This window comes from Pseudomonas sp. YY-1, from assembly GCF_002843095.1.
Lineage (GTDB): Bacteria > Pseudomonadota > Gammaproteobacteria > Pseudomonadales > Pseudomonadaceae > Aquipseudomonas > Aquipseudomonas sediminis_A.
Window position 1 is genome coordinate 67,944 of sequence record NZ_PJLX01000009.1, and the last position, 14,976, is coordinate 82,919.

Genomic DNA, 14,976 nt, shown 5'->3' on the forward strand with positions numbered 1-14,976 from the left:
AGGATTAATTTCATCGCGTCGTTGAACAGTGTAGGGAATCGCCAGACCTTTGCGCTACAAGAAACATGCCTACATGGATACTTCTACCTGGCCTGGCCCGACTACACGAGCGCGAACCACTCGCTGCGAGCGTAGGTTACGCACGTTGATCTGCTCGCCCGGAGCCCCATCGGTCAGGGCTTCGCCGGGCATGCGTACGTTGACCGTGGCGCCACGAGCGCTGATCACCACCTGATCGCCTCGACGAATGACCTCGGCTACTTGAAGGTGGGTAGACAGAAGAACCTGGTCACTGCCGAGCTGGCGCGTCAATTTCTTGCCGATCGCCTGCGTCGGGTCGGTCAGGAAGTTCTGACCCAGTTGCCCGATATCGCGTTCCACCAGGCTCAAATCTGCGGCCTTGACTACGCTCATGCGCTTGAGCGGGCGGGTCAGTACGACGACTGGTCGATACAACCGCACTTCAGCCGGCACGAATACGGTCCAGGGGGCGCTGCCGTCGCAACGCACGCGCGTGGTGACGCGGCCCAGTGGTTGCGCCGGGCTTTCCAGCGTGGTGGTCAGCGGCTGATCGCACAGGGGCAGGCGTAACCGCGGGTCGAGACGGTTGACGCGAATCTCATGGCGACCCTGAATTTCGCTACGCTGTAGATATTCAGTGGTCGCCTGCTCAAGAAAGGCCTCCGTGGCGCCGATAAGTTGTTCAGTGCTGGTGAAGGTCGCCGCCGCTGTAGCGCTGTAGCCGAGGATCGGCAAAGCGAGTAAAACGGGCAAGGGCGCAAGGCACTTTGCCAGTAGCTGACGGAATGATGACGTTATTTGCTTCATAGGCAATGCAAAGCAAGCCCCGTGCCGCCTGCTAGGCTCAATGGGGTAGGCGTTACTAGACAAGAAGGAGTCCGGGCATGGCCGGGTTGATGGATTCGGTTAACCAGCGCACGCAGCTGGTGGGGCAGAACCGCTTGGAGTTGTTGTTGTTTCGCCTGGAGGGCCCACAGCTTTACGGTATCAACGTATTCAAGGTGAAGGAGGTGCTGCAGTGCCCGAATCTCACCATCATGCCCAAATCAAGCCCGGTGGTGCGGGGGGTAGCCAACATTCGTGGGGGCACCATCCCGATTCTTGATCTTTCCATCGCGACTGGCCGTGCCGCGCTGGAAGATCTGAAAACCAGCTTCGTGATCATCACCGAGTACAACACCAAGGTTCAGGGTTTTCTGGTGCGCTCGGTCGAGCGTATCGTCAACATGAACTGGGAGGAGATCCATCCGCCACCCAAGGGCACTGGACGCGATCACTACCTGACAGCAGTCACGCGGCTCGACCAGCAGTTGGTCGAGATCATCGATGTTGAGAAGATTCTTGCCGAAGTTGCGCCGACCTCGGAAGTGATATCCGCTGGCGTCATCGATGATGAGGTGCAGAGTCAGGCGGTGACCAAGCATGTGTTGATCGTCGATGACTCTTCGGTGGCGCGCAAACAGGTTTCGCGCTGCCTGCAGACAGTCGGCGTTGAGGTTACCGCGTTGAACGATGGTCGTGAGGCGCTCAATTACCTCAAGAAAATGGCGGACGAGGGCCACAATCCCGACAAGGAACTGTTGATGCTCATTTCCGACATCGAGATGCCGGAGATGGACGGATATACGCTGACTACGGAGATTCGTAGCGATCCGCGCATGCAGAAGCTGCATATCCTCCTGCATACTTCGCTTTCCGGTGTGTTCAACCAGGCGATGGTGAAGAAGGTCGGCGCTGACGACTTCCTCGCCAAGTTCAAGCCAGATGATCTGGCGGCGCGCGTGGTCGATCGCATTCGTGTATCGGATGGGGGCTGAAGGGTGACCTTCGGCGAACGTTATGGTTGCAGAGGCGGCACTAGTGTCTTCAGGTAATTTGGATTTCGAGCAGTTCCGGACCTTCCTGGAAAAGGCCTGCGGTATTCTGCTTGGCAGCAACAAGCAGTACCTGGTCTCCAGTCGTCTGAACAAGCTGATGGAACAGAACGGCATCAAGACCCTGGGCGAACTGGTGCAGCGTATGCAAAGCCAGCCGCGTGGAGGCCTGCGCGAGCAGGTCGTAGATGCCATGACCACCAACGAGACTCTGTGGTTTCGTGACACCTATCCCTTCGAGGTACTCAAGAATCGCGTGCTGCCGGAGTTGATCAAGGCTTACCCGGGCCAGCGTCTGCGTATCTGGTCGGCGGCTTGTTCGTCCGGCCAGGAGCCTTACTCGCTGTCGATGTCCATCGATGAGTTCGAGCGCACCAACCTCGGTCAGCTCAAGGCAGGTGTGCAGATCGTTGCCACCGACCTTTCGCCGTCGATGCTGACCAATTGCAAATCCGGCGAGTACGACAGCCTGGCCATGGGCCGTGGCCTTTCGCAGGAGCGTCTGCAGCGCTACTTCGACCCCAAAGGGCCGGGGCGTTGGCAGGTCAAGGCGCCGATCAAGAGCCGTGTCGAGTTCCGCCCGCTGAATCTGCTGGATAGCTACGCGGCATTGGGCAAGTTCGACATCGTGTTTTGCCGCAACGTGCTGATCTACTTCTCGGCAGAAGTGAAGAAGGACATCCTGACGCGTATTCATGCCACGTTGAAGCCGGGTGGTTATCTGTTCCTCGGCGCCTCCGAGGCGCTCAATGGCCTGCCGGAGAAGTACCAGATGGTGCAGTGCAGTCCGGGGATCATCTACAAGGCCAAATAAGCGCAAGGCATGTTTGGTATCAGCAACGGGAGGCCTTTGGCCTCCCGTTTGCGTTTCCAGAGCTGGAGATGACGGTTCGGCTGCACGTGAGCGGTTGGGTAGGGTGCGCTGTGCGCACCAGCGACCTGGCGGGGCTGAAGAGCCGGTGCGCATGGCGCACCATAGGGTTCGGTGGGCGGCAATCTGTCCGGTTGGCTTTGCCGCCCGCTTGCCAATAGGCGGTAAAGCCTTGCCGCTTTGCCGTTATTTCCCTGTTCGTCACGCATTAAGCTATTGATTTTATTGATTTAAATAAGTTGGCACAGCCTTTGCTGAATATCTCGCAACAGAGACCACATGGCCCAAGCGGCAAAGGTTCGGAACATGAGCATCAACTTCGGCAAGGCACTCGGCATCCACGAACAGGCCCTTGGCTTTCGCGCCCAGCGCGCTGAGGTGCTGGCCAACAACATCGCCAACGCCGATACGCCGAATTACAAGGCTCGTGATCTGGACTTCGCCAGTGTCCTGGCTGAGCAGAGCAATCGCATGCAGCGTGGTGGCGTTTCCCTGAATCGCACCGATAGCCGCCACATTCCGGCCGAGGGCATCAATAGCGGTGAAGCTGAATTGCCGTACCGCACGCCGTTCCACGCGTCGCTGGATCAGAACAGTGTCGACCTGCAGATCGAGCAATCGAACTACGCCGAAAACGCGGTGCAGTTCCAGGCCAGCTTCACCTTTCTCAATAGCAAATTCAAAGGGCTGACCACAGCCCTGCGCGGCGAATAAGGAGCGCGACCATGTCCCTTGCCAGTGTTTTCAACATCGCCGGAACCGGCATGAGCGCCCAGAGCACTCGCCTGAACACCATTTCCAGCAACATCGCCAACGCCGAAACCGTCTCCTCGAGTCTGGATCAGACCTACCGTGCTCGCCACCCGGTGTTCGCCACCGTATTTCAGAGTGCTCAAGGCGGCGACCGTGGTTCGCTGTTCGCCGAGCAGGATGAGGCCGGTCGTGGTGTCCAGGTGCTCGGCGTGATCGAGGACCAGAGCAGCCTGATGCCGCGTTACGAGCCGGATCATCCGATGGCCAATGCCGACGGTTATGTCTACTACCCGAACGTCAACGTGGTTGAGGAAATGGCCGACATGATTTCCGCCAGTCGCGCCTTCCAGACCAACGTTGAAATGATGAATACCGCCAAACAGATGCTGCAGCGCGTGCTGACCCTGGGTCAGTAAGCCAAGACGAGGAGACTAGGGATGAGCACAGTAAGCGGCACTGGCTCGGTACTGGATCAGTATCAGCACAAACCGGACGCACCGAAGAGCAACGACCTCGGCAAGAACGAGTTCCTCAACTTGCTGGTCGCGCAGCTCAACAACCAGAACCCACTGGAGCCGCAGGGCAACGGTGAGTTCATCGCCCAGTTGGCGCAATTCAGCCAGGTCGAAGGGATCGAGAAACTCAACACCAGCATGGGTTCGATGCTGTCCAGCTTCCAGTCTTCGCAGGCGTTGCAGGCGTCTTCTCTGGTCGGCCGCAAGGTGATCGTGCCGAGCGAGAAGGCTGTGGTCGACACCAGTGAGAGTTTCAAAGCCAGCACCATTTTGCCGGTCAGCAGCAGCAACGTGTATGTCAACGTCTACGACAATTCCGGCTCGCTGGTGACGCGCGTCAACTTGGGCGAGCAGGCTGCCGGCAACGTCAGTTTCATCTGGGATGGCAAGGATTCCGACGGCAACGTGGCGCCGCCGGGCACCTACAAGTTCGAGGCGCAAGCCACCTACGGCAGCGAAACCAAGGGGCTGTACACCTTGCTGCCGGCCAACGTCGACAGCGTCACCCTGGGCGGCAGCGAGCTGATGCTCAACCTCGCCGGCCTGGGCAGCGTTCCGCTTTCTCAAGTGCAGGTCATCGGCCAATAACTATTGCCGCCGGCAGTTCCGGCAAAGGAGTCTTCCATGTCGTTCAATATTGGTCTCAGTGGCCTGCGTGCCGCGACCAGTGACCTCAACGTCACCGGCAACAACATCGCCAACGCCGGTACTGCAGGTTTCAAGCAGTCGCGCGCCGAGTTCGCCGACGTCTATGCCGCTTCCGTTCTGGGTACCGGCAAGAATGCGCAGGGCAGCGGTGTACTGCTGGCAGACGTGTCGCAGTTGTTCAACCAGGGCAACGTCAACTACACGAACAACGCGCTGGATCTGGCCATCAACGGCAACGGCTTCTTCGTGACCAGCAACAACGGTGAGATTGGCTATACCCGCGCCGGTTACTTCGGCACCGATCGTGATGGCTATATCGTCAACAACTTCGGTTATCGCCTGCAGGGCTATACGGCCGATGACAGCGGCAATATCCTGCCGGTGCAGGCAGATCTGCGTATCAGCGCCGGTCAGCAGGAGCCCAAGGCGACCACCAGTGTTACCCAGCGTCTTAACCTGAACTCCAATGCTGTGCGGCCTGCCAACGCGGGAACCATGGCGGCACCGACCTTCGACCCAAGTGACTCGAAGTCTTTCAACTGGTCCACTTCGACCAATATTTATGACTCTCAGGGCAATGCCCACGTGATGACTCAGTACTTCGTCAAGAACGAAGCGCCGGCCAACAATGGTTGGGTCATGCATGTGCTGGTCGATGGGGTCAATCCGCGTGATCCGACCAGCACCCAGCCATACAGCTATGCGGTGAACTACGATGCCGCAGGTCAGCTGGCTACGCCGGCCATCACACCGCTGGCCAGCACGCCGGCCAATCCGGCGCTGGATGCGCCGGCCATTCCGGTAGGCACGCCCAATGGCATCTTTGCGTTGGCTGATACCGATTGGGTGCCGGCTGAGAAAGACCCGGTCAACCCTGGAACCATGGTGCCCAACGGCGCTGACAGTGAGGCCTTCACCTTCGACATGCGTGGTTCGACCCAGTACGCGGCATCCTTCGGAGTCAACGCTGTCAGCCAGGATGGCTACACCACAGGTCAGCTGGCGGGTATCGAGATCGACGACACCGGGGTGATCTTCGCTCGCTACACCAACGGCCAGTCCAAGGTGCAAGGGCAGGTGCTGTTGGCGAATTTTGCCAACGTTCAGGGGCTGACGCCAGTGGGCAAGACGGCCTGGGCGCAGTCGTTCGAATCCGGCGAGCCGGTGATTGGCACGCCGCGCAGCAGTACGCTGGGTGCTCTGCAGGCAGGTGCACTGGAAGATTCCAACGTCGAGCTGTCGGATCAATTGGTGAACCTGATCGTGGCCCAGCGCAACTACCAGGCCAACGCCAAGACCATCGAAACCGAAAGCGCCATCACCCAGACCATCATCAACCTGCGTTGATGATCGGAGGGGGGCAAAGCGGCAAGCCTGGCTTGCCGCTTTGCCGTTCAAGGGCCGGCAAAACCTCGCCGCCACGCTTCTATAGCGTTCATGCTAATCCTGTAAATTCCTTTTAAATCAGTGTCTTGTATTTATTTTTCGAGCCTGGCACGGCGCTTGCTGTAGTCAATGCAAAGAGCCAAGGGCACGTCGCCCACTCGGAGAATCACCATGGACAAGATGCTGTACGTCTCCATGACAGGAGCGCAGAACAATACGCTGGCTCTGCGCGCCCACGCCAACAACCTGGCGAACGTTTCCACGTCGGGTTTTCGTCGCGATTTTGAGCAGGCGCGTTCAATGCCGCTGTTCGGTGAAACCTATCCGGCGCGCGTGTTTGCCATGAGCGAGCGTCCCGGCACAGATTTCCGTCCAGGCTCGTTGCAGGAAACCGGACGCGACCTGGACGTGGCCATTGGCGGCAAGGGCTGGATCGCCGTGCAGGCACCCGATGGCAGCGAGGCCTACGTTCGTACGGCCAGTCTGAATATCGATGCCTTGGGCGTGCTGCGTACCGGCAACGGTTTGCCGGTCATGGGCAATGCCGGGCCGATTGCCGTACCGCCGGAGCAGAAGGTGGAAATCGGCCAGGACGGCACCATCAGCATTCGTGCGCTTGGTGAAAACCCCAACGTGTTGGCTGAAGTCGATCGCATCAAGCTGGTCAACCCTGATCCGAAAAGCATGGAGAAGGGCACCGATGGCCTGATCCATGTGAAGGGGCAGCCCGAGGTAGAGGCCGATGCAACCGTTCAGGTGACTTCGGGTTTCCTCGAGGCGAGCAACGTCAACGCCGTTGAAGAGATGACCGCCATCCTCTCCCTGTCCCGCCAGTTCGAGCTGTCGGTGAAGATGATGCGCACCGCCGAGGACAACTCGTCGGCCATGGCGCGGGTTTTGCAAATTAGCTAATTACCAGCACGCGGCGCCGTAAAACCGGCGCCCGAGGAGAATCGATATGCTTCCGGCACTGTGGGTCAGCAAGACCGGTTTGTCCGCTCAGGACATGAACCTGACCACCATTTCCAACAACCTGGCCAACGTGGCGACCACCGGCTTCAAGCGTGATCGCGCGGAATTCGAGGATCTGCTCTATCAGATCCGTCGTCAGCCAGGCGGCCAGTCCAGCCAGGACAGCGAGCTGCCTTCGGGTTTGCAGCTCGGCACTGGTGTGCGCGTGGTGGGTACGCAGAAGATCTTCACCGCCGGTAGCCTGCAAACAACCGAGCAACCGCTGGACATGGCGGTCAATGGCCGTGGTTTCTTCCAGATTCTGCAGCCCGATGGCACCGTTTCCTATACCCGTGATGGCAGCTTTCACCTCAACTCCGATGGGCAGATCGTCACCTCTCAGGGCTTTGCCCTGGAGCCTGCAATCGTGCTGCCCAACGAAGTGCGCACCTTCACTGTCGGCGAAGATGGCACTGTCTCGGTGACCACCACCGGCAATCCGCAGCCGCAGATCATCGGCAATATCCAGCTGGCGGACTTCGTCAACCCTGCTGGCCTGGAAGCCATCGGTAACAACCTGTTCCTGGAGACTGGTTCCAGTGGCGCTCCGCAGGTGGGCAATCCGGGCCTCAATGGCCTGGGCACCACGCTGCAGAACACCCTGGAAAACTCCAACGTCAGCGTGGTGGAGGAGTTGGTGAACATGATCACCACCCAGCGTGCTTACGAGATGAACTCCAAGGTGATTTCCACCGCTGATCAGATGCTGTCGTTCGTGACGCAGAACCTCTGATTTTTTGACACTGTTTTGAACGCCGCGAGGTAGTGGTTATGAACCGGCAAATTCTTTGTTTCCCCCTGTTGGCTGGCGTGCTGCTCTCCAGCGGCTGCATGGCGCCGACAGCCAAGCCGGATGACCCCTATTACGCGCCGGTGTTGCCGCGTACGCCACTTCCGGCTGCACAGAACAATGGTTCGATCTATCAGGCGGGTTTCGAAAATGGCCTGTATGACGATCGCAAGGCATTTCGCGTGGGTGACATCATCACCATCACGCTGAACGAGCGCACCCAGGCCAGCAAGAACGCCAACAGCAATCTGCAGAAAGACAGTAGCGGAACCCTCGGCGTGCCCAACCTGTTCGGCATGGCTGTCGCGCCGGACAACCCGCTGCGCAGCCTCAGCGCGCTGGGTATGACCAACAACAACCTGAGCCTGGATTCGAGCTGGAACTCCCAGCGTGACGCCACTGGCTCTGGTCAGGCAGGGCAGAGCAACAGCCTGTCCGGCTCGGTCACCGTGACCGTCGCTGAAGTGCTGCCCAACGGCATTCTGGCGGTGCGTGGCGAGAAGTGGATGACCCTCAATACCGGCGATGAGCTGATGCGTATTTCCGGGCTGGTGCGTGCCGACGACATCTCTACCGACAACACTGTGTCTTCCACTCGGGTTGCCGATGCGCGCATCACCTATTCCGGTACGGGCGCCTTCGCCGACGCCAGCCAGCCCGGCTGGATGAGTCGTTTCTTCATGAGCCCGCTGTGGCCGTTCTGATCGCGGGGAACTGTAGATGAAAACCTGGCTGACTCACTCTCCGTCCCTGTTACTCGAGCACCTGTCCAACTGGTACGCGCGAGTGACGGCCAGCGGCTCGGCGCGCAAGGCTTTCGCTGTGACCTCGGCTACCAAGCGAGGGGCGCGAGTTCATGGCAGTGAGTCGGCACAGGCTGGCGCATGCCGCCGGCAGTTCGCCGTCGCTCATCGTGGCTATCGTCACCGCGGCGCCAATGACTGGCTGCTGCTGGCGACCATGCTTGCCTGCATGCTGTTGAGCCTGCCGACCCAGGCCGAGCGCCTGAAGGATCTGGCGTCGATCCAGGGTGTGCGTAGCAACCAGTTGATCGGTTACGGCCTGGTGGTCGGCCTCAATGGCAGTGGCGACCAGACCACCCAGACGCCTTTCACCGTGCAGACCTTCAATAACATGCTGGCGCAGTTCGGCATCAAGGTGCCGCCAGGTGGCAACGTGCAGTTGAAGAACGTCGCTGCGGTGTCGGTGCATGCTGACCTGCCGGCGTTCGCGAAACCGGGGCAGACCATCGATATCACTATCTCGTCTATCGGTAACGCCAAGAGCCTGCGCGGCGGCAGCCTGTTGATGACGCCGCTCAAGGGCATCGATGGCAACGTCTACGCCATTGCCCAGGGCAACCTGGTGGTCGGCGGCTTCGATGCCAGTGGCGCCGATGGCTCGCGCATCACCGTCAACGTGCCGTCTGCTGGACGCATTCCTGGTGGTGCCACCGTGGAGCGTCCGGTGCCGAGCGGTTTCGATCAGGGCAATTACCTGACCCTGAACCTCAATCGACCCGATTTCACCACGGCGAAGAACATCGTCGACCAGATCAACGACCTGCTCGGCCCTGGCGTTGCCCAGGCCATCGATGGCGGTTCGATTCGCGTCAGCGCGCCGCTCGACCCGAATCAACGCGTCGACTATCTGTCGATCCTCGAGAACCTGCAGGTTGAGGCCGGCAAGGCAGTAGCCAAGGTCATCATCAATTCGCGTACCGGCACCATCGTCATCGGCCAGGACGTCAAGGTGCAGCCGGCTGCCGTGACGCACGGCAGCCTGACCGTGACCATCACCGAAGACCCGATTGTCAGTCAGCCAGAAGCCTTGTCCGGTGGGCAGACCGCAGTGGTGCCGCGTTCGCGCGTGGGCGCCGAGGAAGAGGCCAAGCCGATGTTCAAATTTGGCCCCGGTACCAGCCTGGACGAGATCGTCCGTGCCGTTAACCAGGTAGGCGCAGCACCTTCCGACCTGATGGCCATCCTGGAGGCGCTCAAGCAAGCCGGCGCCCTTCAGGCCGACCTGATCGTGATCTGAGGAGGATTGCCGCTATGGATTCTCGACTCTCAGCCGGTTTGCTCGGCAACGGCAAAAGCCCGGTCGACAGCGGTGCGTTCACCGATCTGAATCGCCTCAACCAGTTCAAGGTAGGCGGCGATACCGAGCAGAACATCCGCAAGGTCGCGCAGGAGTTCGAATCGCTGTTCATGAACGAAATGCTCAAGGCCATGCGTTCGGCCAACGCCGCGTTCGGCGAGGGCAATTTCATGAACAGCAACGAGAGCAAGACCTACCAGGACATGCACGACCAGCAGTTGGCCGTGACGCTCTCCAAGGAAGGGCGTGGTATTGGCCTGGCTGACGTGCTGGTGCGGCAGATGTCGAAGATCAAGCAGCCGTCGAGCCGTCCCAATCCCTTCGCGCAAATCGAGCAACCGGTTGCTACGTCGAGCGAAGCCAAAGCCGATAAGGTCGCCAGCAGCGAAGGCTTCCGTGATGACGTGGCGCTGCTCAATCGCCGTCGCCTCTCCGTGCCGGGCAAACTTGCAGATCGCCTGTTGGCCGGTATCGTGCCATCGGCCGCAGAAGGCGAGGGCAAGGCCCTGGCCGGCAGTGACTGGATTCCGGCGAAGACCGGCGCCGCGTCCAAGGATGCAGGCCTGAGCCTGGCCAACAGCGATGCCTTGACGGGACGCCGTATCGCCCAGCCGCCGCTGGCACCGGGCAAGGCCGCGTTCAGCTCACCGCAGGAATTCGTCGCCACCATGCTGCCGATGGCTGAAGCAGCTGCCGAGAAGATCGGCGTCGACCCGCGTTATCTGGTGGCCCAGGCCGCGCTGGAAACCGGTTGGGGCAAGTCGATTATCCGCACCCGTGATGGTGATAGCAGCCACAACCTGTTCGGCATCAAGTCCCACGGCAGCTGGGAGGGTGAGTCGGCCCGCGTGCTGACCACGGAATACAAAGGTGGCAAGGCGGTCAAGGAGGCGGCCAGCTTCCGTGCCTATGACTCCTATGCGCAGAGTTTCGACGATTACGTCAGCTTTTTGCAGAACAACGGTCGCTACGAGAAGGCGCTGAACGTCACCGAGAACCCGGAGCGTTTCGTCAAGGAGCTGCAGCAGGCCGGTTACGCCACCGACCCGAACTATGCGCGCAAGATCTCGCAGATCGCCCGCAAGATGCAGACCTATCAAGCAATCGCCGCTGCCGATAGCGCGACCACAAGGACTTGAGGTTGAATCATGGCTGACCTATTGAACATAGGCCTTTCGGGCCTGGCGGCGAACAAGACTTCGCTGGCTGTTACCGGCCATAACATCGTCAACGTCAATACGCCTGGCTTCTCCCGTCAGGAGACGATTCAGGCCACGCGTACGCCGCAGTTCAGTGGCGCGGGCTATATCGGCTCGGGTACGACCCTGACTGATGTTCGTCGCATCTACAACGAGTTCCTCAATACCCAGGTGCGCAGCAGCACGGCGCTGAACAGCGACACCAAGGCGTACCTGAGCCAGATCAACCAGCTCGACTCTCTGCTTGCAGGGAGTAACACCGGCATCACCCCAGGATTGCAGAAGCTGTTCTCGGCCCTGCAGACCGCGGCCGAAGATCCGGCCAACGTACCTGCGCGGCAACTGGCGCTGTCGGAAGCGGAAGGGCTGGCCAAGCGTTTCAATACTGTTTACGACCGTCTGAACGAGCAGAACGCGTTCATCAACAAGCAGCTGTCGGCAGTTACCGATCAGGTCAATCAGTTGGCCACCGCGATCGCCGGTTACAACGATGCGATCGCCGTGGCCGCCTCCAATGGGCAGGCGCCGAACGACCTGCTCGATGCGCGTGAAGAGGCGGTGCGCAAGCTTTCCGAGTTCGTTGGCGTGACCGTGGTGCCGCAGGACGACAGCAGCTACAACCTGTTCATCGGCTCCGGCCAGCCGCTGGTCGTCGGCAAGCAGGCCGCCCGGCTCGAAGTAGTGCCAGGGCAGGCCGATCCGCTGCGGCACGAGGTGCAGTTCGTCAGCGGCAATTCGCGGCAGAACGTCACCTCGCTGATCACCGGTGGTGAGATGGGCGGCCTGCTGCGCTACCGCGAGGACGTGCTCGACACTTCGCTCAATGCCGTGGGGCGCCTGGCACTGTCGGTCGCCGACCAGATCAACCGGCAATTGGGGCAGGGCCTGGATCTCAATGGCCAGTTCGGCAACGAGCTGTTCCGTTCGATCAATGACCCTGCGCTGCTCAGTCAGCGCAGCTTGGCGCGGGTCGGCAACAGCGATCCGAACGCCAACCTCAACGTCACGCTCACCGACACCTCGCGCTTGACCACCAGCGATTACGAGGTGCAGTTCACCAGTGCCACCGAGTACGTGATTCGGCGGACGTCCGATGGCACGCTGTTTCCGCCGACCCCGGCGACCTTCGACATCACCACGGTGCCTGCACCCGAAGTGGACGGCTTCTCCCTCGGCGTGGCCGGTGGCACCTTCGCGGCCGGTGATCGCTTCCTGGTGATGCCGACCCGTAACGCCGGTCGTGATGTTCGTGCGGACATGAAGAACCCCGAGGAGCTGGCCTTCGCTGCGCCGCTCAAGGCTGAAACCAGCCCGGCCAACATCGGTACCGGCAAGATCACCCAGCCGAAGCTGCTGACCGAAATCAACATCTACGATCCGGCCGCACAGGCGGATCTGGAGACCAGCCTGCGTAATGCGCCGCCGCTGCGCATCGTGATGGGCGCCGGCGGCGGTGCGACGCAGAGCTATGACGTGGTCGACATCAACGGCAACGTGATCGACACCGGCAGTATCGTGCCAGGCCAGGACAACGCGCTGACCATCAGCGTGCCGGCCAACCCGCCTGCGGTTCCCGCTGCATTCGACTACCAGGTGACCATCAGCGGCAGACCGTCGGGCGGCGACAACTTCTCGGTGTCGTTCAATACCAATGGTGTCTCGGACAACCGTAACGCGCTGAACCTGGTCAATCTGCAGAACAAGGCCGTGATCGGGGTCAATCCGGCGGCGCCCGATACCACGGGTTCGAGCTTTTCCGACTCGTATGGCGATTTGGTGGAGCGGGTCGGTACGCTCACCAGCCAGGCGCGTGTAGATGGCGAGGCGACCGGCGCGATTCTCAAGCAGGCCACCGATAACCGTGACTCGGTTTCCGGGGTCAACCTCGATGAAGAAGCGGCCAAACTGATCCAGTTCGAGCAGTACTACCAGGCATCCGCGCAGATCATTCAAGTTGCGCGTAACCTGTTCGATACTCTGATCAATACATTCTGATAGTCGCTTTCCCGAGTTCGGGAAGGCGCGGCCTGTACAGATGACAGGCGTTGCAAGAGGCAAGCCCCATGGTTATGCGCATCTCATCCATTCAGGCGTTCAATAACGGCGTTTCCGGTCTGGGACGCAATTATTCGAATCTGATTCGCACCCAGGAGCAGATCAGCAGCGGCAACCGCATCCTGACCCCGGCGGATGATCCGGTGGCATCGGTTCGCCTGCTGCAACTCGAGCAGCAACAGGCGGTGCTCAAGCAATACAGCGACAACCTGACAGCCGCAAAGAACAGTCTGACTCAGGAAGAGACCACACTGAACTCGGTCAATACTGTGTTGCAGCGTGTGCGTGAGCTGGCCGTGCGGGCCGGTGGCGGTTCGCTTTCATCGGAGGACCGCAACTCCATCGCCAAGGAGCTTGCCGAGCGCGAGGCCGAGCTACTCAATCTGATGAACAGCCGCAATGCTCGCGGCGAATACCTCTTCTCCGGTTTCCTGGGCAAGAACGAGCCTTTCGTGCGTAACCCGGATGGCACCTACTCGTACTTCGGCGACGAAGGGCAGCGGACGCTTCAGGTGGCCAGCTCGACCAACGTGGCGATCAACGACAACGGCAAGCGGCTGTTCGAGGATGTCACCAACGCCAATCGTGTGGCTAACGGCAATGGAGTCAATAACCCGGCACTGCCATCGCCGCCCTTGCCGGCGACCACTATTCCCGCAGTGCCCAGCGCTGATCAGCGGGTGTTCATCTCGCCAGGACTGGTCGAGGACAATCGCGCATTCAACTCCGATTTCCGCGGCGGCGAGCCCTATTCGCTGGCATTCGTTAGTGGCACCGAGTTCCGCATTTACGATGCCAGCGGTGCTGATGTTACCTCCGAAATCCCCGGCGGCGGCAAGATCGATCCGCTGGTCAATGGCGGCAATGTCATCAACTTCCGTGGTATGCGTTTTCAACTCGATGTCGTCTTGAAAGAGGGCGACAACGCGCTGGATCTCGACAACCTGCTGGCCGACATCCAGCCGCCTGCCACCGCCGGTTCGCCCGGTATCGGCACCCATAGTTTCACGCTGCAGTCCGCGCCGACCGAGTTCGCCGTGACCCGTGCCTCTACCAACGGTTCGGCCGCCGTGGTGGCTGGGGGCAACATCGTCAACCAGGCCGTTTTCGACAGCCAGTTCCCCACCTCTGGCGTAGTGCTGCGTTTCACGGATGACACCAACTACGAGGTTTACGCCCAGCCGGTCGGCCCCAACAGTCCGGTGCTTGCCACCGGAACCGTGACGGCTCCGTACCCTGCCACCTTCACGGTCTATGGCGCGGAGTTCACGATGTCCGGCCCGGCAGCCGCGGCAGGCGGAGACGAGTTTGGCGTGCAGCCACAGTTTCAAGAACAGCGCAGCATCCTCAACACCATCTCTCGCCTGCGCCAGGCGTTGGAGTCTTCGCCCACCTCGCCAGCAGGCAACCTGGGCGTGCGCGATGAAGTGGCCATCGCCCTGAAGAACCTCGACAACGGTATGGGCAACGTGCTGGAAGTGCAGACCGAGATCGGCGCGCGCCTCAATATGATCGACACCACCAGCGTCGACAACGAGGACGTGACCCTGGTGAACAAGTCGGTGCAGGCCGAGTTGCGCGAGCTGGATTACGCCGAGGCATTGTCGCGCCTGTCGTTCCAGACCATCATTCTCGAGGCGGCGCAGCAGAGCTACGTGAAGATCGCCGGGTTGAATCTTTTCAATCAGTTACGTTAGTTTCCTGCCTAGCCGCCTTCCGCTCGGGGCTGTTACGCTCGCGCCCCCGGGCGGGC

At 60.4% G+C, this 14,976-nt stretch carries 14 protein-coding genes; 13 read left to right on the forward strand and 1 reads right to left on the reverse strand.

What is annotated here, in order from left to right; genetic code table 11:
• Positions 1-69 precede the first annotated feature (69 nt).
• Positions 70-828 carry a flagellar basal body P-ring formation chaperone FlgA gene (gene flgA, locus CXP40_RS14150; protein WP_106734269.1) on the reverse strand — a complete coding sequence of 253 codons (759 nt, stop codon included), beginning with the start codon at positions 826-828 and terminating at the stop codon, positions 70-72.
• 77 nt (positions 829-905) lie between these two features.
• Here flgA and CXP40_RS14155 point away from each other — a divergent pair, with 77 nt between their 5' ends.
• The 13 genes from CXP40_RS14155 to CXP40_RS14215 all read left to right on the forward strand — a co-directional run bounded on the left by CXP40_RS14155 (position 906) and on the right by CXP40_RS14215 (position 14,920).
• A complete protein-coding gene (locus CXP40_RS14155) occupies positions 906-1,838 on the forward strand; it encodes a chemotaxis protein CheV (RefSeq protein ID WP_106734270.1) in 933 nt (310 codons plus the stop codon).
• Between the two features lie 43 nt (positions 1,839-1,881).
• Positions 1,882-2,709, forward strand: a complete 828-nt coding sequence (cheR, locus tag CXP40_RS14160; protein ID WP_106734271.1) for a protein-glutamate O-methyltransferase CheR — start codon at positions 1,882-1,884, stop codon at positions 2,707-2,709.
• 363 nt (positions 2,710-3,072) lie between these two features.
• A complete protein-coding gene (gene flgB, locus CXP40_RS14165) occupies positions 3,073-3,480 on the forward strand; it encodes a flagellar basal body rod protein FlgB (RefSeq protein WP_106734272.1) in 408 nt (135 codons plus the stop codon).
• A gap of 11 nt (positions 3,481-3,491) precedes the next feature.
• Entirely contained in the window at positions 3,492-3,935 is a 444-nt protein-coding gene (flgC, locus tag CXP40_RS14170) for a flagellar basal body rod protein FlgC (RefSeq protein WP_074856816.1), read from the forward strand.
• Positions 3,936-3,956: 21 nt separating this feature from the next.
• Positions 3,957-4,622, forward strand: coding sequence for a flagellar hook assembly protein FlgD (flgD, locus tag CXP40_RS14175; protein WP_106734273.1), 666 nt, complete (start codon positions 3,957-3,959; stop codon positions 4,620-4,622).
• 36 nt (positions 4,623-4,658) lie between these two features.
• Positions 4,659-6,029: a flagellar hook protein FlgE gene (gene flgE, locus CXP40_RS14180; RefSeq protein WP_106734274.1), complete on the forward strand. Its 1,371-nt coding sequence runs from the start codon at positions 4,659-4,661 to the stop codon at positions 6,027-6,029.
• Positions 6,030-6,239: 210 nt separating this feature from the next.
• Positions 6,240-6,980 carry a flagellar basal body rod protein FlgF gene (locus CXP40_RS14185; protein WP_106734275.1) on the forward strand — a complete coding sequence of 247 codons (741 nt, stop codon included), beginning with the start codon at positions 6,240-6,242 and terminating at the stop codon, positions 6,978-6,980.
• A gap of 46 nt (positions 6,981-7,026) precedes the next feature.
• Positions 7,027-7,812, forward strand: a complete 786-nt coding sequence (gene flgG / locus CXP40_RS14190) for a flagellar basal-body rod protein FlgG (RefSeq protein ID WP_072425711.1) — start codon at positions 7,027-7,029, stop codon at positions 7,810-7,812.
• 38 nt (positions 7,813-7,850) lie between these two features.
• Positions 7,851-8,573 carry a flagellar basal body L-ring protein FlgH gene (gene flgH, locus CXP40_RS14195; RefSeq protein WP_074916121.1) on the forward strand — a complete coding sequence of 241 codons (723 nt, stop codon included), beginning with the start codon at positions 7,851-7,853 and terminating at the stop codon, positions 8,571-8,573.
• A 256-nt stretch (positions 8,574-8,829) separates the two neighbouring features.
• Complete coding sequence (locus tag CXP40_RS14200; RefSeq protein ID WP_037002928.1) at positions 8,830-9,909, forward strand: flagellar basal body P-ring protein FlgI; 1,080 nt, start codon at positions 8,830-8,832, stop codon at positions 9,907-9,909.
• A 14-nt stretch (positions 9,910-9,923) separates the two neighbouring features.
• Complete coding sequence (flgJ, locus tag CXP40_RS14205) at positions 9,924-11,108, forward strand: flagellar assembly peptidoglycan hydrolase FlgJ (RefSeq protein ID WP_106734276.1); 1,185 nt, start codon at positions 9,924-9,926, stop codon at positions 11,106-11,108.
• A gap of 9 nt (positions 11,109-11,117) precedes the next feature.
• Positions 11,118-13,163 (forward strand): flagellar hook-associated protein FlgK, encoded by a 2,046-nt coding sequence (gene flgK, locus CXP40_RS14210; protein WP_106734277.1) that lies wholly within the window; start codon positions 11,118-11,120, stop codon positions 13,161-13,163.
• Positions 13,164-13,231: 68 nt separating this feature from the next.
• The gene (locus CXP40_RS14215) at positions 13,232-14,920 is read left to right on the forward strand and encodes a flagellar hook-associated protein 3 (RefSeq protein WP_106734278.1); all 1,689 of its coding nucleotides are present in this window, start codon (positions 13,232-13,234) and stop codon (positions 14,918-14,920) included.
• Positions 14,921-14,976 lie beyond the last annotated feature (56 nt).

Excerpts from the sequence above, each read along its gene's own strand:
- flgA (WP_106734269.1), bottom strand. The coding sequence starts at position 828 with ATGAAGCAAATAACGTCATCATTCCGTCAGCTACTGGCAAAGTGCCTT.
- CXP40_RS14155 (WP_106734270.1), top strand. The coding sequence starts at position 906 with ATGGCCGGGTTGATGGATTCGGTTAACCAGCGCACGCAGCTGGTGGGG.
- flgE (WP_106734274.1), top strand. The coding sequence starts at position 4,659 with ATGTCGTTCAATATTGGTCTCAGTGGCCTGCGTGCCGCGACCAGTGAC.
- flgH (WP_074916121.1), top strand. The coding sequence starts at position 7,851 with ATGAACCGGCAAATTCTTTGTTTCCCCCTGTTGGCTGGCGTGCTGCTC.
- CXP40_RS14185 (WP_106734275.1), top strand. The coding sequence starts at position 6,240 with ATGGACAAGATGCTGTACGTCTCCATGACAGGAGCGCAGAACAATACG.
- flgD (WP_106734273.1), top strand. The coding sequence starts at position 3,957 with ATGAGCACAGTAAGCGGCACTGGCTCGGTACTGGATCAGTATCAGCAC.
- flgG (WP_072425711.1), top strand. The coding sequence starts at position 7,027 with ATGCTTCCGGCACTGTGGGTCAGCAAGACCGGTTTGTCCGCTCAGGAC.
- CXP40_RS14200 (WP_037002928.1), top strand. The coding sequence starts at position 8,830 with ATGCTTGCCTGCATGCTGTTGAGCCTGCCGACCCAGGCCGAGCGCCTG.
- flgK (WP_106734277.1), top strand. The coding sequence starts at position 11,118 with ATGGCTGACCTATTGAACATAGGCCTTTCGGGCCTGGCGGCGAACAAG.
- flgB (WP_106734272.1), top strand. The coding sequence starts at position 3,073 with ATGAGCATCAACTTCGGCAAGGCACTCGGCATCCACGAACAGGCCCTT.
- CXP40_RS14215 (WP_106734278.1), top strand. The coding sequence starts at position 13,232 with ATGGTTATGCGCATCTCATCCATTCAGGCGTTCAATAACGGCGTTTCC.
- flgC (WP_074856816.1), top strand. The coding sequence starts at position 3,492 with ATGTCCCTTGCCAGTGTTTTCAACATCGCCGGAACCGGCATGAGCGCC.
- flgJ (WP_106734276.1), top strand. The coding sequence starts at position 9,924 with ATGGATTCTCGACTCTCAGCCGGTTTGCTCGGCAACGGCAAAAGCCCG.